This is a genomic window from Actinomyces sp., from assembly GCF_030524025.1.
GTDB lineage: Bacteria > Actinomycetota > Actinomycetes > Actinomycetales > Actinomycetaceae > Actinomyces.
In genome coordinates this window covers 44,837-65,755 of the sequence record NZ_JAUNHI010000005.1, presented here as the reverse complement: position 1 = coordinate 65,755, position 20,919 = coordinate 44,837, and the positions used below count along the sequence as shown (strand labels likewise).

Here is a 20,919-nt window from a genome sequence, read left to right as displayed (position 1 = left end):
CGGACGGCCATCCCGGCGACCGCCGGTCAGCGCTCGACGAGGACGGCCACGGTGCGGGCGGGGACGGTCACCGTTCCGGTGCCAGCGTCGAAGGTCGTGCCCCGAACCACGGGGTCCGACCCGGCCTCCTGGACCTCGCTCAGCTCGAAGTAGCGTCCGACCAGCGCCTCGACCCGCTGCTCAACGGCATGGGGCGTGGCGTTGAGGACGACGAGGACCCCGTCGAGGGCGGGGTCGATATCGGCCTCCCCAGCGCCGTCGTCGACGACCATGACGACCACTCCCGGGGTGGCCTCCGGCCCGGCGCAGGGGAAGGACACGCGCTCGCGGATGAGGGCCGCCGACCCCAGGGACAGCAGCGGCGTGGAGTGACGCAGGCGCAGCAGGTCGAGCGCCGCCTCCCGGGCGGTGGCGATGTCCTGGGGGGTGGGCCGCAGCTCGTCGTGCCGGAGGAGGTCGGCCTGGATGACCCAGGCCTCGAAGTTGCGCTGGGCGGGGGGCAGGCCGCGGCCCCAGCCGTTGTCCCGGCCGCTCCAGTCGATGGCGTTGTAGTGGTCCCCGGAGTCGTAGGAGTCGGTGTCGAGGGACTTCGAGCGCAGCAGCTCGGCGCCGGCCGCCCAGAAGCACGGGGACTGCCCGAGGGCGGGTACGGCCAGGCACAGCGTGTTCATCCGCACCCGGTCGGCCATCGAGGTCGTCAGGGGAAGCTTGTAGGCCAGGACGTCGAAGAGCGTCTCGTCGTCGTGGGCGCACACGTAGTTGACCGAGTCCACCGGCTCCAGCCCGTAGGCGGCCACGGCGTTACCGTAGTGGAACTCCTCGCCCAGGCGCCGGGCGCCGTCGGAGCCGCGCAGCTCCATGAGCCGCAGGTTGCCGGCCAGCCCCAGGCACACCAACTCGGTGCGCCAGGCGAGGTCGTTGCGGACTTCCCGCTCGGAGCGGTCATCGGCCCCGTTGGGGTCTGTCAGGGCCCCGGTGCCGAAGCCCTGGCCGATGCGCAGGTCGACGTCGAAGTGGTCGCCGCCGTGGACGGCGTCGCGGAGCCGGTCGTTGAAGGTGCCGATGCCCAGGCCGCCCACCTGGCCCTGGACGGCCTGGCGGAACAGGGCGTTGTCCGCGACCTCACCCATGTTCCAGCCCTCGCCGTAGAGCAGGATCCGGTGCCCCACGGCGTCGTCGCTGATGTCGTCGAGGGCGGCCTGGAGGCGGGCCATCGTGTCGACCGAGTGGTAGCCCATGAGGTCGAAGCGGAATCCGTCGACCCGGTAGTCGACCACCCAGGACACGCAGGCGTCGATCATGAGCCTTTCGGCCATGAGCCGCTCGGTGGCGACGTTGTTGCAGCAGGTGGACATCTCGATGGCCCCGACCGCGTCGAGACGGTGGTAGTAGCCGGGAACGACCTTGTCGAGCACGGAGTGCTCCTCCTGCCCCGCCCCGGCCGTGTGGTTGAAGACCTGGTCGAGGACCACCTGGAGGCCCATGCCGTGCAACGCGCCGACCATCTCGCGGAACTCCACGACGCGCGCCCCGCCGTCCTGGTGGCCGGCGCGGGCGTAGGAGCCCTCGGGGGCCATCCAGTGGAGGGGGTCGTAGCCCCAGTTGTAGGCGTCCCGGTCGGCCACCGCCGCCACGGCCGCCTGCGGGCGGCGGGAGAAGGGGGAGGCGTCGGTGGGGACGGCGGGGACCCTCTGGTTGGCGCGCTCCTCGGGCACCGAGGAGAAGTCGAAGGTCGGCAGGAGGTGGAGGGTGTCGATCCCGGCCGAGGTCAGGGCCCGCAGGTGTCGGGTGCCGTCGGAATCGATGGTGAAGGCCGAGTAGGTCCCCCGCATCCGGGCGGGGACGGACTGGTCCACCGCGGAGAAGTCCCGCACGTGCAGCTCGTAGATGGCCCGGGCGGAGTCCGAGACGACCACCGGGTTGAGGTTGGAGCGCCACGACGAGGGCCGCAGGTCCCTGCGGTCCAGGTCGACAGCCACCGAGCGGCGCGAGTCGACGGTCAGGGCCCGCGAGTACGGGTCGGTGACGACATTGAGCTCGACCCGGCCGGTCGAGGGCACGAAGACGCGCACCTCCCACAGGTACTGGCTGCCGGCCCCCACCCCGGCGGCCCCGGCGCGCTCGGCGTCGACCTCCCAGCGGCCGTCGGGCCGACGGGTCGCGGGCACGCGCACCGGCTCGCCCTCCACGAGGGGCACCGAGCCGGTGGGGTCGGGTGTCGGCCAGGCCAGCAGGGTGGCGGCGCGGGCGGTCGGCGCCCACAGGGCGAAGGAGGGGCGTGCCTCGGGCGTGCCAGGGTCCTGCCAGGTCACCCCCAGCGGCGCCGAGCCGTCGCGGGAGGCCGCCTCCCCGTAAAGATGGTCGATGACCAGGCCGATCTGAACACCGGTGATGGCCGTGATCCAGCCGCCGGTCGAGGCGGTCGTGCGTTGGACGACGGCGAGCTGGCCCATGAGCAGGGCCTCGACGTCCTCACGGCTGAGGCGCTGGCCGTTGTCCTCCACCGACAGGGCGATGTAACCGCGCAGCGCCGGGTAGGCGGTCATCGCCGGCTCCCCCAGCTCGTCCTCAAGCAGACCCCGGACAGTCAAGGGGATCTCCATGACGTAGGCGCCGCGCTCGAGCATCCCCTCGACCACCCGCGCACCGCCATCGGGGGCGGCGACCAGCCCGAAGGTGACCGGGAGGTCCGCGAGCGCCTGGCACTCCTGGCCGGAGCGCAGCTCCTCGGAGGCGACCGCGGCGGGCAGCAGCTCGGGCGGCCAGGCGAGGATCGTCTCGGTCACCCAGTGGGCGCGCAACTCCCCGGCGCCAGGCAGGTCGTGGCGCACCGGGGCGTCGTGGTGGGCGTAGTCCTCGCCGCAGGTTCGCGAACTGGTCGTCATCGGATCGCCTTCCTCATTCCTGTCACCAGCCTGTCACGGCGGGCGCCGGGGCACCAGGACCCAAAGGGACTATCCGCCACCAGACGATTCGGCCTTCTCCACCGAGGCGGCCGGGCCGGGCGGAGTCGTCCCCACCCACCCTCGCCTGTGATGCACATAACAGCGAAGGTGTGACAGGGTGGGTCAAGCCCGGCCCGCACGGCGGCCGCTGTGACGCACGAGGCGCGGGCCAGCAACGGGGCGCCGGGTCGTGGTACCCGGCGCCCCGTGAGATCCGGCCGCCTCAGGACCGGCGACGGATGGCGGTAATCCTGCCCGCCACCAGCGATCCGGCCGCCAGCAGCAGCGGCACCGCCGGCGGGCCGGTGCGCGCCAGGCCACCGGCCCGAGTCGAGCTGCCCGACGGGGCCGGCGGCGCACTGACCCCCACCTGCACGGTCACCGTCGCGCCGTCGCTCGCAGCCGGATCGGCACCCGTCGTGGGGCCGGTGCCCGAGCCGGACGTCGAGCCGGCCGTGACGCTCGGTTCGCCAGTGGCCGTGGCCGTCGCGCTCGGATCGGCTGACGGGCTGGCCGTCACGCTCGGTTCGGCACTGGCCGTTGCGCTCGGTTCCGTTGTCGGCGTGGCCGTTGGCGGGGTCGAGCCGATCTCATGCCACACCCGGTGGCTGACCGGGTCGTAGAAGAAGGTGACCGTTCCGCCGGAGGTCGTGTAGCTGATGTTGGGGCCATCGGCCACGCCGTCGGCGCCGTAGTTGACCTCCCAGCTGCCCCCGATGGCGACCTTGTACTCGTAGGTGCCCGCGGGCAGGTCGAAGGACCCGGAGTACAGGCCAGTCGCAGGATCGAGGCTGAGGGCCGCGGCGGCACAGTCCGGCTGCCAGTCGCCAGGGCAGCCCATCGCCGTGTTGTGGCTTCCCGGGACAGTCACCCCGGCGGCGGGGTCGGTGGCGGGCGCCGTGCCGCTCAGGTTGGCGCCGACAACGGCCAGGGCGGAGTCGGCCACCCGGTTGCCCGCCGCGTCCGTGGTCACCGCGCGCAGCTCGATGACCGTCCCCGTGGGCAGGCCGGTCACGTCGGCGAAGACCCGCGGGCTCGTGTCCTCGGCCGTGCCCAGGGTGGTCCACTCCTGGGTGCCGAGCTCGCGGTAGGAGAACGTGGTCTCCGCCCACCGGTGGGGGGTGGTGGTGGCCGCCACCTCGGCGGTCGCCCCGCTCAGGGCGGCCCCCTCGGCGTTGGTCAGGGTCACCGTCGGCGAACCGGCCGCCACGGTGCGGTCGGCGACGAGGACCACCGCACCCAGGGCCGGGACGGTCAGCGTGACCGAGCCCTGGGCGTCGGCGGTGACCGGGGCGTGGTCGCCGTACAGCGACGAGTAGGTGGCGCCGGGGGTGAGCGTGGTCAGGGTGACGGTGCGCTCCTCGTCGGCGTTGTTGAGGGCCACGAGGTGCTCGATCTTCTCGTCCCGGTCGACCCGGGCGAAGGTGTAGACCCCGGCGCCGTCCTCGGCGTAGAGCTCGACCTGGGAGCCGGTGGACAGGGCCGGGTGCGCGGCGCGCAGGGCCGCCAGCCGCGAGATGTGCTGGTAGAGCGGCGAGGAGGTGTCGTAGCGGTCGGTGGCGCCGGCCGTCGCGCCGTCGACCAGCGGCTGGTCGGCGTACTCGGCGACCTGCGTGGCGAACATGTCCTGGCGCGCGTTCTTGTCCGAGCCATCGCCCGCGCCGGCGAAGCCCTGCTCGTCCCCGTAGTAGACGACCGGCTGGCCGCGGGTGAGGAACATGAGCGAGTGGGCCAGCTGGTCGCGGCGCAGCGTCTCCTGCCCGCCCGTGCCGCCCGCCAGGAGGTAGCCGACGCGCCCCATGTCGTGGTTGCCCAGGAAGGTGGGCAGGCCGGCGGCGCTCGTCGTGGGGGTCGTGTAGTAGTCGTCTGTGGCGAACATGCCCGACAGTCCCTGGGCGGAGTACCCCTTGGCGAAGCCCACCGCGGCGGACTGGAAGGCGAAGTCGAGGGTGGCGTCCATGCCGGTGGTGCGCACGTAGGGGCTCAGCTTGCGCGCGTCGGCGTCGTAGACCTCACCGAAGGTGAAGAAGTCGGGGTTGGTGGCGGCGGCGTGCTCGTCGACCGTCGCGGTCCAGGACTGCCAGAACTCCATGTTGACGTGCTTGACCGTGTCGATGCGGAAGCCGTCGACACCGAAGTCCATCCAGCTGGTGTAAATGTCCTCGAAGGCGGCCACGACCCGCGGGTCCTCGGTCATGAGGTCGTCGAGACCCACGAAGTCGCCCATGGTGACCGACTCCCCCGTCCACGTCGAGTCGCCCCGGTTGTGGTAGAGGGACACGTCGTTGAGGACATCGGGGGTGACCTCACCGGTGCGCACCGGGGTGTAGGGGAAGGAGGTCGCCGGGTCGAGCGTCGGGAAGTCGGGAGAGCCGGCCGCCGCCGAGATGTCGACGACGTTGCCGGCGGCGTCCGTGTAGGGGGCGGTGGCCGTGTCGACGTAGGAGTACTGACCCTCGGCGTAGTCGATGAGGTCGGCGGTGTGGTTGGTGATGATGTCGAGGTAGAGCTTCATCCCCCTGGCGTGGAGGGCGTCGCGCAGGGCGGCCAGCGACTCGTTGCCGCCCAGGTGCGGGTCGATGCTTGTGAAGTCGGTGGTCCAGTATCCGTGATAGCCGGCCGAGGCGTTCTCGCCGGTGCCCTGGACAGGCCTGTTGGTGAAGGAGGGGGTCAGCCAGATGGCGGTGGTGCCCAGGGACTGGATGTAGTCGAGGTGCTCGATGATCCCGGCGATGTCCCCGCCGTGGTAGTAGCCCTTGTTCGTGGGGTCCAGGCCGGTGACCTCGGGCCCGCCGACCAGGCCACCGGCGTCATTGGAGGGGTCGCCGTTGGCGAAACGGTCGGTCAGGACGAAGTAGAAGGTCTCATCCGTGCCCTGGCGGACCGGGTCGGCCACGAGCGCGGCGTCCGACGCCGGGTCGTAGTCGCCCGCCAGGGAGGGGCTGCTCACCGCGACGCGGTGGGACTCGGCGTCCCAGCTGAGGGTCAGCTCGGAGTCCACGGCCAGGCGCAGGGGGATGTTGGCTCCGTCCTGGACGCCGTCGGCGCCATAGGACACGGCCCAGCCCCCATCGAGGGCCACCTTGAACTCCCAGGAGCCCGCGGGCACCACCGTCGTCATCGTGTACCGGCCATCGGCGTCGGGGTCGGTCATGGCGGTGGCGGCACAGGCCGGGTCCCAGTCCTCGGCGCAGCCCAGCTCGCTCTGGAGGCTGCCGACGAGGGTGACCGAGGCGGGGGCCGCCGCGGCCATCGGGGCGGCGACCTGCACCGTCAGGGGCAGGACGACGGCCAGCACCGCCAGGATCGCCAGGCGGTGGCGCGCGGCCCCGCCCCGTGGGCTCCGGGGACTTCGGGGGCATTGGGGGCTCCGCTGGGGCTGCAAGAACTGAAAACGCACCATGACTCCTTCGTCCGTGGCGTGCGGTGCGGGGCAGAAGACCCCCTTCGGTTCAGGGAGAATGCCCCGCAGGATCAAGCGAGATCAAGACAAGATCGGGGATGAGACGTAGGTTACGCGATGGTGACGGCGCCTGCAAGGGCTGCAAGACTGCGGCGGCCGCCCCTGATCGCCGCAGCCGGGGACGGCCGGGGCTCGCGGCTCAGGGGAGCAGACCCCGCAGGTAGGTCTCGACGAGCCAGTCCTCCCAGCCGGGCGTGAGCTCCTCGACCACGTCGGGCAGCGGGCGGGAGATCTGCGCCAGGCCGATCTGAAAGCGGGCGATGTCGACCTCCTGGCGCACCAGCCCGTCCGCCTTGGCCCGAGACAGGGCCTCGTTGAGCTTGACGAGGCCCTGCTCCCGGAACTCCAGGAGCCACGGGCTGTCGGCGAGGAGCTCGGAGTGCTCGGCGATCTGCGGGATGATCTTGCCCAGCCGCATGCCCACGACCTCGGCGACGAAGGCGCGCCAGGCCTCTGCGGAGTCCTGCGTGGGACCGGCGTCCTCGCGGGTGGCTACGTAGGTGTCCACAGCGGCGGACATGGTCGCGTACACGTACTCGGCGACGCCACGCAGGAGGCCGATCCGGTCGGGGAAGTGCCGATAGAGGGTGCCGATGCCGACCCCCGCCCGTGCGGCGACCGTGCGCTGGGGGACGTCCAGGCCGATGTCGGCGAACAGCGCTACCGCGGCCTTGATGATGGCCTCTCTGTTCGCGACGGCGTCTGCGCGCACGGCTCTCTCCTGTCTGCCAGTCGATCCCATGCGGAGCCTAGCGCGGCAGCCGGGGCGTCCCGTGCCGTCCGGGACACGCGTGCCGGCGCTCACCTTGCACCCACACAAACGGAGCGATACGCTCCGCGTTGTTCCGGAGCAAACCACTCCACTTAGAGAAACGGACCAGACCATGCCTTCCTCCACGGAGACCTCGGCGCGCGGGACACGCACCCTCCTCGCCGCGGTCATCGGTATCCCCGCCGTCATCGTCCTCATGCTGCTCGCCTTCCTCGCCCCGGCGATCAACTCCGGCGCCTCCGACCTGCCGCTGGCCGTCTCCGCGCCAGAGGCGGCTCAGGAGCAGCTGAGCACCGCCCTGGAGACTGCCGCCCCCGGCGCTTTCGAGATCACCGTCGTTGAGGACGCCGCTGCCGTGACCGAGGCAGTCACGCAGCGCGAGGCGGTCGGCGGCATCATCGTGAGCGATCAGGGCACCGAGGTGGTCACCGCCTCGGGCGCGGGCAGCCCGTACTCGGCCCTGCTCACCAAGCTGGCCACGGGGCTCCTGGGCCAGCAGGCCCAGGCCGCGCAGTCCGCTGCACAGGCGGACCAGGCGGCGCAGGCCCAGGCCGCGCAGGCCGCGCAGGCCGCCCAGGCGCAGGTGCCGACCGTGACCGTCACCGACGTCGCGCCCTTGACCGCCGAGGACCCCATGGGCGTGGGCCTCAGCTCGTTGGGGCTGCCGCTCGTCTTCGGGGGCATGGCCTCCAGCGTCCTGCTGTCGGTCGTCGTCAAGGCATCCTGGTGGAAGCGCGCCCTGGCCGCCGTCACCATGGCCGGGCTCGGGTCCCTTCTCGCCGTCCTGGTTCTCCAGACCTGGTTCGGCGCGATCGCCGGCTCCTTCGCCATGACCTGGCTCGGGCTCGCTCTGGGCATCAGCGCGATCTCGCTGACCATCCTCGGGCTGCAGTCGGTCATGGGCTACGCGGGCATCGCCCTCGGCGCGGTGACGATGCTCTTCGTGTCCAACCCGCTGTCCGGCCTGGCCACGGGGTGGCAGTGGCTGCCCAGCGGCTGGGGCGAGTTCGGCCAGCTGCTCCCGGTTGGCGCGGCGGGGAACTTCCTGCGCTCCGTCGCCTACTTCGATGGCGCGGGCATGGGCGGCTCCCCGTGGGTGCTCGCCACCTGGTGCGCCGCCGGCACGCTCCTGCTCGTCCTCGGGGCCTGGCTCAAGTCCCGCAAGCAGGCCTGAGCCGGAGGCGGCACCGGAGGATCTCGCGGGGTGCCGGCGGGGCTGCGCCGGGGCGCCCGGGTTCCTACCGGGCGCTCCCGGGCGCCCGCCTTCGTACCTTCCGCCCCGGATCCGCACCCCGTATAGCACCGACCCGGACACCCTAGGTACGAACCCGATGACCGGCCCGCCGCCCTCAGCCGGACGCCCAGGCCTCCCACAAACGGGTGTACTCCCCTCCCGCGGCGACGAGCTCGTCGTGCGGACCGAGCTCGACGATCCGGCCGTCGATGACCACGGCGACCCGGTCGGCGGCGGCAGCAGCGTCGAGCCGGTGGACGATGGCCACGACCGTCCGGCCGGCCAGCACCCTGTCGAGCGACCTCTCCGCCGAGCGCGCCGCACTGGGGTCGAGGAGGCTAGTGGCCTCGTCGAGCACGAGGGTCGCGGGGTCCATGAGCACGATCCGCGCCAGCGCCACCTGCTGAGCCTGGCCGGGATCGAGCTGGACCCCGCCGGCTCCCACGCGGGTGTCGAGACCCTCGCTCAGCCGCTGCGCCCACTGGCGGGCGCCGACCACCTCGAGCGCGCCGAGGAGCTCCTCGTCGGTGGCCCCGGGGTCGGCCAGGCGCAGGTTGTCTGCCAGCGAGCAGGAGAAGACGTGGTGCTCCTGCGTGACGAGCACGACCTCCTTGTGGAGGGCCGCCTCGGTCAGGCTGGTCAGGTCGACGCCCGAGCACTGCTCGCAGGCGGCCTCGCCGTCGTCGCCAACGGCGGGCCCACTCCCACCGGGCCCATCCGACCCGCGGACCCCTCCCACGGTCACCCGCCCGCGCGTGGGCGGGTGGATGCCGGCGAGCAGGCGCCCCAGGGTGGACTTGCCCGAGCCCGAGGGGCCCACGACCGCGAGCCTCTCGCCGGGCACGAGCCGCAGCGAGACCTCGTGGAGGACCTCATGGCCCTTCCGGTAGGCGTAGGACACCGCGTGCGCCTGTGGCGGCTCGCCGACAACCTCCTGGCTCGTGGGCCTCCGGTCGGGCTCGACGAGCTCGACGCCCACGATGCGCGCCATGGCAGCGCCGGCCGACTGGAGGGTGTCGATCCAGAAGGTCATCTCAGCCAGAGGCGCGCGCAGCTGGACGGCGTAGAGGACGGCCGTCGTCACCGCCCCGAGGGTGACCGAGCCCTGTCCGAGGAGCCAGGACCCCCAGGCCAGGGCGGCGACCACCGGTGCGAAGGCAGACAGGCTGAGGGTCGTGATGAGGACGATCCGCAGCCACAGGGTGTAGAGCTCGGTCGACCACGCCTCCTGGAGGATCCTGTCGAACAGCCGGTTGCGTCGCACCCCCAGGCCCAGGGCGTCGATGCTGGCAGACTGGTCGGCGGTCTCGGCGATGTTGCCGTCCAGCTCGGCCCACATGGCGTTCATCGCGCGGTAGCCGGGAACCGCCCGGCGCATGTACCAGCGGGACACCGGCATCGTGAGCAGCAGCGGGACGAGGAGTGCGAGGCTGAGCACGGGTGAGGCGAGGACCGAGGCGCCGATGATCGTCGCGACGGTGAGCACGAGGATGATCACCTGGCTCACGCCCCGCTGGACGACGAAGCCGATGGCGTCCAGGTCCCGGTTCGTGCGCCCCAGGAGGTCGCCCGTGCCGGCGGACTCGACGACGCTGAGCGGCAGGTGCATGACGCCGGCCATCAGCTGTTCGCGCTGCTCGGCGAAGACCCGCTCGCCCAGGACCCGGGCGAGGTAGTCCCCGACCCCACTGAGGACGGCGTTGACGGCCGCCAGCACGATGACGGCGGCGATGAGCAGGTGCACACGACCCGCCGCGCCGGCCTCGGTGCCCGCGCCGGTGACCTGATCGACCATGGCGCCCAGGACCCAGGGGATGCCAACGGCCGCCAGGGCGGCGCACAGCTGGACGGTCGTGGCTGCGGCCAGGGGTCCGGCGTGGTCGGCGATGATCCGCAGGGCCCGACGGCGCACGGCGGCGCCATCGGCGACGGGAAGTCGGCGGCTCATCAGGCGTCTCCGTCCTGGGAGGCCGGCTGCTCGGCCAGGGGCGCCGCAGGGGACTCGGCCGGGGGCGCTTGACCGCCGCGCGCCACGATCTCGCGGTAGGCCGCGCAGCCGGCGATCAGCTCGTGGTGGGTGCCACGTGCCACCTCCTTGACCGCCCCACGCCCGTGGTCGCGGACGGCGAGCAGAACGACCTCGTCGCACCGGCCCAGCAGCAGCGGGGAAGAGGTGACCACGACGGTGGTCAGTCCCTGCCTGGTGGCGCGCAGGCGCTGGGCGACGATGTCCTCGGTGTGGGAGTCGAGCGCGCTCGTGGGCTCGATGAGCACGAGCACCGGGGAGCGGCGGGCCACCGCCCGGGCCAGGGCGAGACGTTGCCGCTGGCCTCCCGAGACATTGCGCCCCCTCTCGGTGAGGACCCCGGCCAGGCCGCCCAGGGAGTCGACGGCGTCCTCGGCCGCCGCGACCTCGAGGGCGGCGCCCACGCGCTCGCGCTGCTCGGCGCTCAGGGGAACGGCGTCCCCGGCAGTGGGCCCCTGGGCGCCGAGCATGTCGGCTCCGGTGCGCAGGACCTGGGCCAGGGGGCGCGGGGCCGATGGCGGGACCTCAGCGCCGAGGACCTCCTCGGCGAGGACCCCTCCGAAGACCTCGGCGTGGGCGCCGGCGACCACGATGGTGGCGCGCACCTCCTCCAGGCTGACCGCCCGCAGGTCGGTGCCGCCCAGGGTCACCGGGCCAGCGGCGTCGTCGACACGTCCGAGCCGCTCGGCCAGGACGGCGGCACGGGCCGGGTCGGCGCATACGAGCGCCGTCATCCGGCCCCCGCGCAGGATGACCCCGGTGGACCCGTCCTCGAGGTCGCCGTCGGCGTCCAGGCGGGCGCCGGGCCGCAGGTGCGTGTCGCCGGTCAGCGGCTCGACGCCCTGGATGCGGGCGACCTTGCGGATTCCCACCCAGGCGCGGGCGGCGAACTGGATGAGCTCGGTCATGACCCCCAAGGGGCCGACGAGGAAGAGGGTGTACCCGTAGAAGGTGACGAGCTGGCCGACGGTGATGGCTCCGGCCAGCGCCGCCTGCGCGCCGGCCCCCACGACGACGGCGGTGAAGACCATGGGGGCGCCGGCTCGCACCGCCGCCAGGGAGGCCTGGGTGGCGGCAACACGGATGCCGGCGTCGCGCACGCGCGCCGAGGCCCGGACGTAGCGGGCCGAGTAGACGTCCTCTCCGCCGATGCCCCGCAGGACGCGCAGCCCCGCGACGGCGTCGGTGGTGACGGTGGACAGGCGCCCCTGGGCCTCACGCCGGGCGGACAGGCGGGCGTTGAGAGGCTTGACCAGCACGCCCACGAGACCCAGGACCACCGGCAGCCCGCACAGGACGAGCAGGCCGAGGCTCACCGAGGTGCGCAGCATGAGCACGCCCACAACCACGACGCTGAGGAGCGCGCCCAGGACCTTGACGGCGTAGTAGCCGAACTCCCCGATGTGATCGGTGTCCCCCAGGATGGTCTCGACGGCGTCACCTCCGGCGACCTCGCGGGTCACCGCGCGTGAACGCAGGGCGATGCGGTGGGCCGGAGCGCGCACGACGTGCTTCCACAGGCTCGTGAACGCGGCCATGCTCGTCGCGGACTCCATCCCCGCGGCCAGCGCCCCGACCACCCCGAGGGCCGTCAGGGCGAGGAGTCCGGGCAGGAGCTCGGTGCTCAGGCCTGTGGCCAGGCCGGTGTCGAGCAGCGAGCCCACGACGGTGGGGACGAGGGCCTGGCTGAGGAAGACGACCGTCGAGGTGGCCACGCCGACCACGATGGCGGGCGCGCCCAGACGACCCAGGGCGAGCAGGAGCGCTCCGGGGGTGGCGGGCAGGTCGGGGGGCGGGGCCGTGGGAATGGTCAGGGTCGCCGGCCAACGGCGCGGGTGACGGGCGATGGGGTAGGGCAGCGGAGTCCGCTCGGCGCCGCACTGGGCCGGGGTCCGGGAGGTCATGGTGTCTCGTCTCGTCGTAGTCGTCAGCGGCGCGAGCACGGCTCGGCGGGTCGCGGGCATGCCGTAGCGCGCGGGGGTGGGCCACATGGGTGCTCCGGGGTGCCGGAGCACGGCCTCAGCTGTGGTCTGGCGCGATGAGCATGACGACGGACATGGGACGACCATATGGGGCGGGGTTCCCGGGGGCAAGCGCCCGGAGGCACGCTCCGTACGCGCCTGCTCTGTGCGTGCCCGCGCGGCCGCGTTCGTACCTTCCGCCGTCGGTGCGCACCCCGGGGCGCCCGGGTTCGTACCTTGCGCCTCGGGCGCGCACCCTGTGGTGCCGATCTGGACGCACAAGGTACGAACCCGGCGACCTCGCCTCCCACCCCAGGGACGATCAGACCACAGTCAGCCACTCGACATCCTGCTCTGGGAAATTCTTTTCCGATACGAGGGGCTTGTGCTACGTTCGGGGCATGCTCCTCACCTTCTCCGTCGCCAACTTCCGGTGCTTCGCCGAGGAGACCACGCTCGACCTGACCCATGACCTCAAGACCATCAACCCCGGCGCCGACTCGACCTGGCAGGACTCGACCTGGCGGGTCGCCGCGATCTACGGCCCGAACGCCTCTGGCAAGTCCACCCTGCTCGACGCGCTGACCCGCCTGTCTCATGCAGTCGGGGGCGAGCGCGACCTCCTGCACCAGCCCTACCTGCTCGACGCCGCGAGCCGACGCACCCCGACCCGCTACACGGTCGACTTCGTCCACACGGGTCGGCGCCTCCAGTACTCGGTCGAGGCCTACTCCTGGGGCATCGCCCGCGAAGAGTTGTGGGCCGCGGGCGCGAGGTGGCGCAAGCTCTTCGTTCGCACCCAGGACGCGGAGGACGCCGAGCCCACCTTTGACGCCGGACCCTCCCTGAGAGGCGCGACCTCCGAGGTCCGTCGTATCACCACCGCCAAGGACCTTTTCCTCGCGGTGGCCATGCGCTACGGTCACGAGACCCTGGCTCCCATCGGTCGAGAGCTGCGCTCCATCCGCACGATCCACCACGACGATGAGGAGCGTTGGTCCCGACTCCGGTGGCTCATGAGCCGTCTGGCGGAGAAGCCCGAGTGGTGGCACGACCTCGGGGACGCGATCGCCCGCGCCGCCGACCTCGGCATCACCCGGGTCGAGCTGGAGGAGCAGGAGGTTCCGCCCGAGGTCCTCGAGGAGATCCGACGTGTCGCCGCGACATTGAGCGAGGACGAGGAGATCAAGATCCCGGATGAGGTCCTGCAAGCCATGCAGCGGTCTCTCGTGTTCTTCCACCGAGGCTCTGACGGCATGAATCACCGGCTCAGGCTCGGCGCGCAGAGTCAGGGCACACTCACCTGGCTGGCCACGGTCGGCCCGGCACTCGACGCCCTCCACAAGGGCCAGGTCCTGCTGGTCGACGAGCTCGACGCGAGCCTGCACCCCACGCTGACGGCGAACCTGGTCGAGATGTTCAAGGACGAGGGCCTCAACCGCACAGGCGCGCAGATCGTCTTCACCACGCATGACACCTCCCTGCTTGACAACTCCCCCACACAGTTGCTGGTCAAGAACGAGGCGTGGCTGTGCGAGAAGAACGACGACGGCATGAGCGAGCTCTACTCCCTGGCCGACTTCTCGAGCACCCGCCAGGGCACGAACAAGCAACGCCGTTACCTCGCCGGCGCCTTCGGCGCCATCCCACGGGTGGACACCACCGCGATCCGCCTCCTCCTGGCCTCCGACCCGGAGGAGGATTGAGGTGGCGCCGAAGCGTCGTCCTCAACGCCCTGCACGTCAGGAGCGGCGGACCGTCCTGCTCGTCACAAACGGCAAGCAGACCGAGAGGACCTACCTCGACCAACTCAAGCGGCGGGTTGCCACGAGCATCGCGGTGACGACTAAGTTCATCAACGGAGCTCCGCTGACCGTCACCAAGGAGCTGCAAGGTCCTCGCTCCGACACCTCGTCCTTCGATGAGGTGTGGATCGTCGTCGACCACGACGGGACCGACCGATCCGACTTTCTGGCGGTGTGCCGGAGAATGAGCACGCGCAAGACTGCCGTGCACGGCGTCGTCTCGGTGCCCTGCTTCGAGGTCTGGCTCAACGCCCACTACGGTCCGATCCGCAACTACCAGGACCAGGCCGACGCGCAGCGCCACTACCGCGACCTGGTGCAGGCGCCTCCGGGCGGGGACAAGGGCATCCCACCGGAATTCCCCTGGGACAAGATGTCCGAGGCCGCGCATCAGTGCTACCTCACGCACGCGGGCCTCCCAGCCATCGACACTCAGGGCCCCTGCCCCTCAACGACGATGCCGCACCTCCTGGCCGGCCTGGGGCTCCTCACACTCCCAGTGCCTCCGGCGTGACGCAGCCGGGTCCCGCGTTCGTACTTTGCGTCTCGGGCGCGCACCCTGTGGTGCCGATCTGGACGCACAAGGTACGAACCCGGCGTCCTCGGGGGCGCGATCGCCGGCTTGACGCGCGCGGCGCGGCGCGCGGTAGGCTTCCGCCATGGCCTTCTCGACGCGACAGACCCGTACCCGGCAGGTGCGCGCCCTCGTCACGCGTCGAATGCCCATGCGCTGACAGCGCCAGCCGTCGCTGTTCACCGAGTAACGGTCAGAGTCCGAGCCGCGCCAGCGCCGCTCGTCGCACTCCGCGGCCCCGCCACCGGCGGACCCGTGTTCATCCCTCCCCACGTCATTGCCGCACGCGCGCCGGGCCATGATCCGGCGTGCCCGTGCGCGCCGCCCCGAAGGAACCACAGCCATGCACGCCGCCTGGACCCAGTCCACCCCCGCCTGTCCGGCCACCGCCGTCGCCCCGCGCACGCCCACTGGCCAGGACCCTGACGGGCCCTCGGCCCCCGGCCGATCCGCCGGCCTCAGCCCGAGCACCCCGCCCGCAGGCGCCCGCGCCCCGTGGCCCGCAGGCCCCGCCGGCCCCGGCGCTGGCGGCGTCCCGGTCCCCTCCCCCGGCGTGATCTCCCCCTTCGACCTCGTCCACGACCGCACCGGCACCGGCTCACTCAAGTGGGACTTCGCCGCCGAGCGCGGCAAGCCCGCCTCCGCCCTACCGCTGTGGGTGGCCGACATGGACCATCAGGCGCCGGCATGCGTCACCTCGGCCCTGCTGTGGCGGGTGCGTCACGGGATCTTCGGCTACTCCGAGCCCGACGCCGACTACGACGCCGCCCTCGTTGACTGGTTCGCCCGCCGCTACGACTGGGCCGTCGACCCGGCGTGGAACGTCATCACCGCCGGGGTCGTACCGGCCCTGGCCCTGGCCGTGCGCGCCCTGACCGAGCCGGGCAGGGCCGTGGTCATCGAGGAGCCCGTCTACTACCCCTTCCGGGAGGTCGTCGAGGCCAACGGCCGCACGGTCGTCTCCGTGCCGCTCGTGCGCGGGGCCGACGGCGTCTACCGCCGCGACCCCGCCGCCCTCGAGGAGGCCCTGACGAGCACGGGCGCCCGGCTCCTGCTCCTGTGCAACCCGCACAACCCGGTGGGCCGCGTGTGGTCGGCCGCCGAGCTCACCGAGCTGGCGGAGATCACCGGCCGCCACGGCGTGCGGGTCGTGGCCGACGAGATCCACGCCGACCTCACCCTGCCCGGTCACCGCACGACGCCCTTCGCCTCCCTGGGCGCGGAGGTCGCCGCGCGCACGATCACCTGCACCTCGCCCTCGAAGGCCTTCAACCTGGCGGGGCTCCAGATCGCCAACATCCTTATCCCCGACCCCGGGCTGCGCGAGGCCTTCACCCGCGAGCTCGCCGCCACCGGCTACTCCCAGCCCAACGCCCTGGGGCTGACCGCCTGCCGCGCGGCCTACGAGTCCGGCGACGCCTGGCTCGAGGAGCTGCGCGAGCACATCGCCGCGGCCCGCCGCCACGTCGTGAGGCGCCTCGAGGCGATCCCCGGGGTCGAGGCGTGCCCCTGCGAGGGCACCTACCTGTTGTGGCTCGACTGCTCGGGGCTGCTGGCGGCCTCGGGGCTGCGGGCCGGCGAGCTCGACGCCTTCCTGCTGGAGGAGGCGGGCCTGTGGCTCGACGACGGCGCGATCTTCGGCGCCGGCGGCGAGGGCTTCACCCGCATCAACGTCGCCTGCCCGCGCGCCACCCTTGATGCGGCCCTCGACCGGCTGGCCGCAGGGGTCGAGGCGCTCCTGTCCCGCCGGACCAGCCGCCCCGTCCCCCTGTCCGCCTAACCCCGAGATCGGGACATATGACACCTCGACTTCGGGACATATGACACCTCGAGATCGCCACACCCAGCCCGGCCCCACGACCCAGGACCACCGATGAGCCACACGCCCCCGTCCCCCGAGTCCTCCAACCCCGCCTACGACGACCGCTCCGAGTGTCGCAGCGCACCGATCCACCACCACCCCTCCTGGGCCCTGTGGCCCGACCAGGCCGAGTCCTGGGGGATCGACACGCTGCTAGCGCACGCAGGCACCTCCACCGACCCCACCACCGGGGCGATCACCGCCCCGATCCACCTGTCAACCGCCTTCGGCCACCCGGGCATGCGCCAGTCCACCGGCTATGACTACACGCGCACCGCCGCCCCCACCCGTGACGTCCTCCAGGACGCCCTGGCCCGGCTCGACGGCGGTGCGGCCGGCTTCGCCCTGACCTCCGGGATGGCCGCCGTCCAGCTGGCGGTCACGACCCTGGCCGCTCCCGGCTCCCGGATCGTGGCACTCGAGGACGTCTACGGCGGCACCTACCGCTACCTGGCGGTGCTGGCCGAGCAGGGCGTCTACGAGGTCGACTTCGTCGTCGGCTCCCAGGGGTTGCGCGAGGCCCTGGCACGCCCCGCCTCCCTCGTGCTCATCGAGACGCCGACCAACCCGATGATGGTCCAGATCGACATCGCCGAGGCGGCCCGGTGGGCCCATGAGGCCGGCGCCCTCCTTGCGGTCGACAACACCTTCTACACCCCGATCATCTGCCGCCCGCTCGAGCTGGGTGCCGACGTCGCGGTGTACTCGGCCACGAAGTACCTCGGCGGTCACAACGACCTCATGGCGGGCACCCTGGTCGTGGCCGACCCCGCCCTGGGCGAGCGGCTCCAGTACATGCTCAACACGACCGGCGCGAACCTCGGGCCCTTCGACGCCTTCCTCCTGCTGCGCGGGCTCAAGACCCTGGCCCTGCGCATGGAGCGCCATGAGTCCAATGCGGCGCGGGTCGTGTCCTTCCTGGAGTCCAGCCCCCACGTGACGCGGGTGCTCTACCCCGGTCGCTCCGGCATGGTGTCCTTCGAGCTGGCCGAGGACGTCGACATCCCCACCTTCCTGGAGTCGGTGCGCGTGTTCACCTTCGCCGAGTCCCTGGGCGGGGTTGAGTCGCTGGTCACCTGCCCGAGCGTGCAGACCCACGCCGACGTCCCGCCGGCGGTCCGGGCGGCCTACGGGCTGAGCGACCGGCTCATGCGACTGAGCGTGGGGATCGAGGATCCCGCCGACCTCGTGGACGACCTGCACCACGCCCTCGAGGCCGCCCACACCTGACCGAGCCCGGGCCGACCCGACCGACGCCGACCCTGCCGGCGCCGGAGGCGGCGGGCAGCCCGGGGCGCCCTGCCGCCGGGCTCACCAGGACACCGGAACTGGCGCCCCCTCGCGGTACCCGGAGGCGGACTGGATGCCGATGACCGCCTTGTCGCGGAACTGCTCGATGCTCTGCGCCCCGGCGTAGGACAGGGCCGAACGGACCCCCGCGACGATCGAGTCAATGATGTCCTCCACCCCGGGGCGGGCCGGGTCGAGGTACATACGCGCGGCGCTGATGCCCTCCTCAAACAGCGCCTTGCGCGCCCGCTCGAAGGCGTCCTCCCCGGCGGTGCGGTGCTGGACGGCGCGGGCCGAGGCCATCCCGAAGGACTCCTTGTAGGCGCGCCCCTGGGCGTCGTGCTGGATGTCGCCCGGGGACTCGTGCGTCCCGGCGAACCAGGAGCCGACCATGACGTTGGCGGCTCCGGCGGCCAGGGCCAGGGCGACGTCACGCGGGTGGCGCACCCCGCCGTCGGCCCACACGTGGGCGCCCAGGCGGTCCGCCTCCTCGGCGCACTCCAGGACCGCGGAGAACTGGGGCCGCCCGACGCCGGTCTGCATCCGGGTGGTGCACATGGCACCGGGGCCCACCCCGATCTTGACGATCGAGGCGCCGGCCTCGACCAGGTCGCGCACCCCGGCCGCCGAGACGACGTTGCCCGCGACAACCGGCAGGTCCGCGGGCAGTGCCGCACGCACCGCCGCCACCGCCTCGACCATCCGGTCCTGGTGCCCGTGGGCGGTGTCGACGACGAGCACGTCGACTCCGGCCTCGACGAGCTCGGCGGCCTTGCGGGCCGTGTCCCCGTTCATGCCGATGGCGGCGCCCACCCGCAGCCGGGAGGAGGCGTCGACGACGGGGGTATAGATGGTCGCGCGCACCGCGCCGGAGCGGGTGAGCAGTCCGACGAGCCGGCCGGAGGCGTCAACGACGGGTGCCAGCCGGCGGTGGGCGGCCTTGAGGCGGGCGAATGCCTCGCGCGGGTCGATCCCCTCGGGCAGGGTGAGCAACTCGGTGCTCATCACCTCGCGCACCTGGGTGAAGCGGTCGACGTCGGAGACGTCCCCGACGTCGACCAGGCCCACGGGCACGCCCGTGGCGGGGTCGACGACGACGGCGGCGCCGTGGGCGCGCTTGGGGATGAGGCCAAGGGCGTAACCGCAGGTGTGGTGCGGCTTGACGGTCACGGGGGTGTCGTAGACGAGGTGGGAGGCCTTGACCCGGGAGACCGTGTCCGCGACAACGTCCAGGGGGATGTCCTGCGGGACGATCGTCAGCCCGCCCCGCCGGGCGACCGTCTCGGCCATGCGCTTGCCCGCCACAGCGGTCATGTTGGCCACGACCAGCGGGATCGTGGTGCCCGACCCGTCCCGGGTCGACAGGTCGACCGCCGTGCGCGAGTGGATGCCCGAGCGCGAGGGGACCATGAAGACGTCGTCGTAGGTCAGATCGAAGGTCGGGGTCATACCGTTGAGGAACTGCACGCCTCGATCCTATCGGCCCGCCCCCGACCCACCGCCCCCTTGTTTCCGCGCCGCCCTGCACCGCGCCGACCGCGGCCGTGATCGAACCGTGATCTTGTTCTCGGGGAGGAGGCCTGGGCTCCCCGCCCCGGGGGGACAGTGGCGTCATGAGACGTGTGAGACGCTCATTGACCTGTGCCCTGACGACCGCCGCATGCCTGATCCTGACCGCCACCGCCTGCCAGCCCCTGAACCCGAGCACGCGGCCACGGCCGCAACCGCCGAGACGATGGTGACCAATGGCCGGGAGACTGCGGCGCTGTGCGAGCAGTTCGACAACTGGCACCTGCTCACGGTCGATGCCGCGATTCACGGCCAGCTCGGGGCGAACAGCTGCTCGACCCAGCGCATAGGCGAGTTCCTCGTGTCCGGCACGCTGCCCGCCCAGGAGCAGACCTGCCCCTCCGATCCCCTGCCGCCCTTCGAGGGCTGAGCGGCCGGCCGGGGGCGGGAGAGCCCCCGGCCGCCCCGCCGCGGCGGGGGTGCTCAGGCGCGTGAGACCCGGGAGGCCTCGGCGACCTGCTCGGGGGTGGGACGCACCCCGGTGTAGAGGGCGAACTGCTCGGCGGCCTGGAGCGCGATGACCTCCGCACCGCTGATGACCGGCTTGCCCGCGGCCTCGGCCGCCCGCACGAGGGGGGTGCGGGAGGGGAAGGCGACGACGTCGAAGACGGTCCGGGCGGCCTCGATGAGCTCGGGGCCCACCGGCAGGTCGTTCTCCGCGGGGCCGCCCGCCATGCCCACGGGGGTGGCGTTGAGGAGCAGCTCGGCGGCGCCGTCGGCCAGCTCCTCGGGAGCGGCCGCCCAGCTCCAGCCGTACTGCTCGGCCAGGGCAGGGCCGGAGGTGGCGTTGCGGGCGACGACGGTGCCGGGCCCGAATCCGGCGTCGGTCAGGGCGGCGACGCAGGCCTTCGCCATGCCTCCGGCGCCGAGCACGGCACAGGAGGTGCGGGGCACCTCGTGGGTGTCGAGCAGGGTGCGGATGGCGATGAAGTCGGTGTTGTAGGCGACCAGCCGGCCGTCGTCGTTGACGATCGTGTTGACCGAGTGGATGGCCTGCGCCGAGGGGGTCATCTCGTCGACGAGTGCGATGACGTCCTCCTTCCAGGGCATGGACACCGAGCAGCCGCGGATGCCCAGGCCCCGCACGCCCGCGATGGCCGCGGTGATGTCGGTGGTCGTGAAGGCCTTGTAGACGAAGTCGAGGTCGAGGAGCTCGTAGAGGTAGTTGTGGAAGCGCGTGCCGATGTTGGTCGGACGGGCCGACAGGGAGATGCAGAGCCGAGTGTCCTTGCTGATGTCTCGCATAGGCCAATCGTGCCACGCGCGCCGCCCCGGTTCATCGTTTCCGGGCATTGGAAAACGCCCCGTCGCCGACTTGTCAGCCGATGGCGGGGCGTTGGTGCGCCCGAAGGGATTCGAACCCCCAACCTTCTGATCCGTAGTCAGATGCTCTATCCGTTGAGCTACAGGCGCGATGTC

General features: G+C 72.3%; 13 protein-coding genes and 1 tRNA gene. 6 read left to right on the top strand and 8 right to left on the bottom strand.

Translation table 11 applies throughout. The features are described 5' to 3' along the window. Nucleotides 1–26: 26 nt before the first annotated feature. The 3 genes from pulA to Q4C85_RS03760 form a co-directional block, all read right to left on the bottom strand. Complete coding sequence (gene pulA / locus Q4C85_RS03770) at nucleotides 27–2,885, bottom strand: pullulanase-type alpha-1,6-glucosidase (protein WP_303139702.1); 2,859 nt, start codon at nucleotides 2,883–2,885, stop codon at nucleotides 27–29. A gap of 283 nt (nucleotides 2,886–3,168) precedes the next feature. Continuing rightward, complete coding sequence (locus Q4C85_RS03765) at nucleotides 3,169–6,243, bottom strand: alpha-amylase family glycosyl hydrolase (protein ID WP_303139699.1); 3,075 nt, start codon at nucleotides 6,241–6,243, stop codon at nucleotides 3,169–3,171. Nucleotides 6,244–6,547: 304 nt separating this feature from the next. Next, a complete protein-coding gene (locus Q4C85_RS03760; protein WP_303139696.1) occupies nucleotides 6,548–7,120 on the bottom strand; it encodes a TetR/AcrR family transcriptional regulator in 573 nt (190 codons plus the stop codon). A 172-nt stretch (nucleotides 7,121–7,292) separates the two neighbouring features. Between Q4C85_RS03760 and Q4C85_RS03755 the strand changes: the two genes are divergently transcribed. Next, nucleotides 7,293–8,354 (top strand): ABC transporter permease, encoded by a 1,062-nt coding sequence (locus tag Q4C85_RS03755; protein ID WP_303139694.1) that lies wholly within the window; start codon nucleotides 7,293–7,295, stop codon nucleotides 8,352–8,354. A 175-nt stretch (nucleotides 8,355–8,529) separates the two neighbouring features. Here Q4C85_RS03755 and Q4C85_RS03750 read toward each other — a convergent pair whose 3' ends face one another. Beyond that, entirely contained in the window at nucleotides 8,530–10,362 is a 1,833-nt protein-coding gene (locus Q4C85_RS03750) for an ABC transporter ATP-binding protein (protein WP_303139692.1), read from the bottom strand. Beyond that, nucleotides 10,362–12,431 (bottom strand): ABC transporter ATP-binding protein, encoded by a 2,070-nt coding sequence (locus Q4C85_RS03745; protein ID WP_303139691.1) that lies wholly within the window; start codon nucleotides 12,429–12,431, stop codon nucleotides 10,362–10,364. The genes Q4C85_RS03750 and Q4C85_RS03745 overlap by 1 nt, the downstream gene beginning before the upstream one ends. 371 nt (nucleotides 12,432–12,802) lie before the next feature. On the opposite strand from Q4C85_RS03745, the gene Q4C85_RS03740 reads away from it, so the two are divergent. The 4 genes from Q4C85_RS03740 to Q4C85_RS03725 all read left to right on the top strand — a co-directional run bounded on the left by Q4C85_RS03740 (nucleotide 12,803) and on the right by Q4C85_RS03725 (nucleotide 17,871). Beyond that, nucleotides 12,803–14,107: an ATP-binding protein gene (locus Q4C85_RS03740; RefSeq protein ID WP_303139689.1), complete on the top strand. Its 1,305-nt coding sequence runs from the start codon at nucleotides 12,803–12,805 to the stop codon at nucleotides 14,105–14,107. Nucleotide 14,108: 1 nt separating this feature from the next. Further along, the gene (locus Q4C85_RS03735) at nucleotides 14,109–14,720 is read left to right on the top strand and encodes an RloB family protein (protein WP_303139688.1); all 612 of its coding nucleotides are present in this window, start codon (nucleotides 14,109–14,111) and stop codon (nucleotides 14,718–14,720) included. A 403-nt stretch (nucleotides 14,721–15,123) separates the two neighbouring features. Beyond that, nucleotides 15,124–16,560, top strand: a complete 1,437-nt coding sequence (locus tag Q4C85_RS03730; protein WP_303139686.1) for a MalY/PatB family protein — start codon at nucleotides 15,124–15,126, stop codon at nucleotides 16,558–16,560. A gap of 93 nt (nucleotides 16,561–16,653) precedes the next feature. Further along, nucleotides 16,654–17,871 (top strand): PLP-dependent aspartate aminotransferase family protein, encoded by a 1,218-nt coding sequence (locus tag Q4C85_RS03725; protein ID WP_303139684.1) that lies wholly within the window; start codon nucleotides 16,654–16,656, stop codon nucleotides 17,869–17,871. An 81-nt stretch (nucleotides 17,872–17,952) separates the two neighbouring features. On the opposite strand, the gene Q4C85_RS03720 is transcribed toward Q4C85_RS03725, so the two are convergent. Then, on the bottom strand, nucleotides 17,953–19,398 hold the full coding sequence (locus Q4C85_RS03720; RefSeq protein WP_303139683.1) for a GuaB1 family IMP dehydrogenase-related protein: 1,446 nt from the start codon (nucleotides 19,396–19,398) through the stop codon (nucleotides 17,953–17,955). A gap of 193 nt (nucleotides 19,399–19,591) precedes the next feature. On the opposite strand from Q4C85_RS03720, the gene Q4C85_RS03715 reads away from it, so the two are divergent. Further along, the gene (locus Q4C85_RS03715; RefSeq protein WP_303139680.1) at nucleotides 19,592–19,870 is read left to right on the top strand and encodes an alpha/beta hydrolase; all 279 of its coding nucleotides are present in this window, start codon (nucleotides 19,592–19,594) and stop codon (nucleotides 19,868–19,870) included. Nucleotides 19,871–19,923: 53 nt separating this feature from the next. On the opposite strand, the gene Q4C85_RS03710 is transcribed toward Q4C85_RS03715, so the two are convergent. Next, nucleotides 19,924–20,745: a shikimate 5-dehydrogenase gene (locus tag Q4C85_RS03710; RefSeq protein WP_303139678.1), complete on the bottom strand. Its 822-nt coding sequence runs from the start codon at nucleotides 20,743–20,745 to the stop codon at nucleotides 19,924–19,926. A 92-nt stretch (nucleotides 20,746–20,837) separates the two neighbouring features. Then, nucleotides 20,838–20,913: transfer RNA gene (locus tag Q4C85_RS03705), tRNA-Arg, on the bottom strand. Between the last annotated feature and the right edge of the window lie 6 nt (nucleotides 20,914–20,919).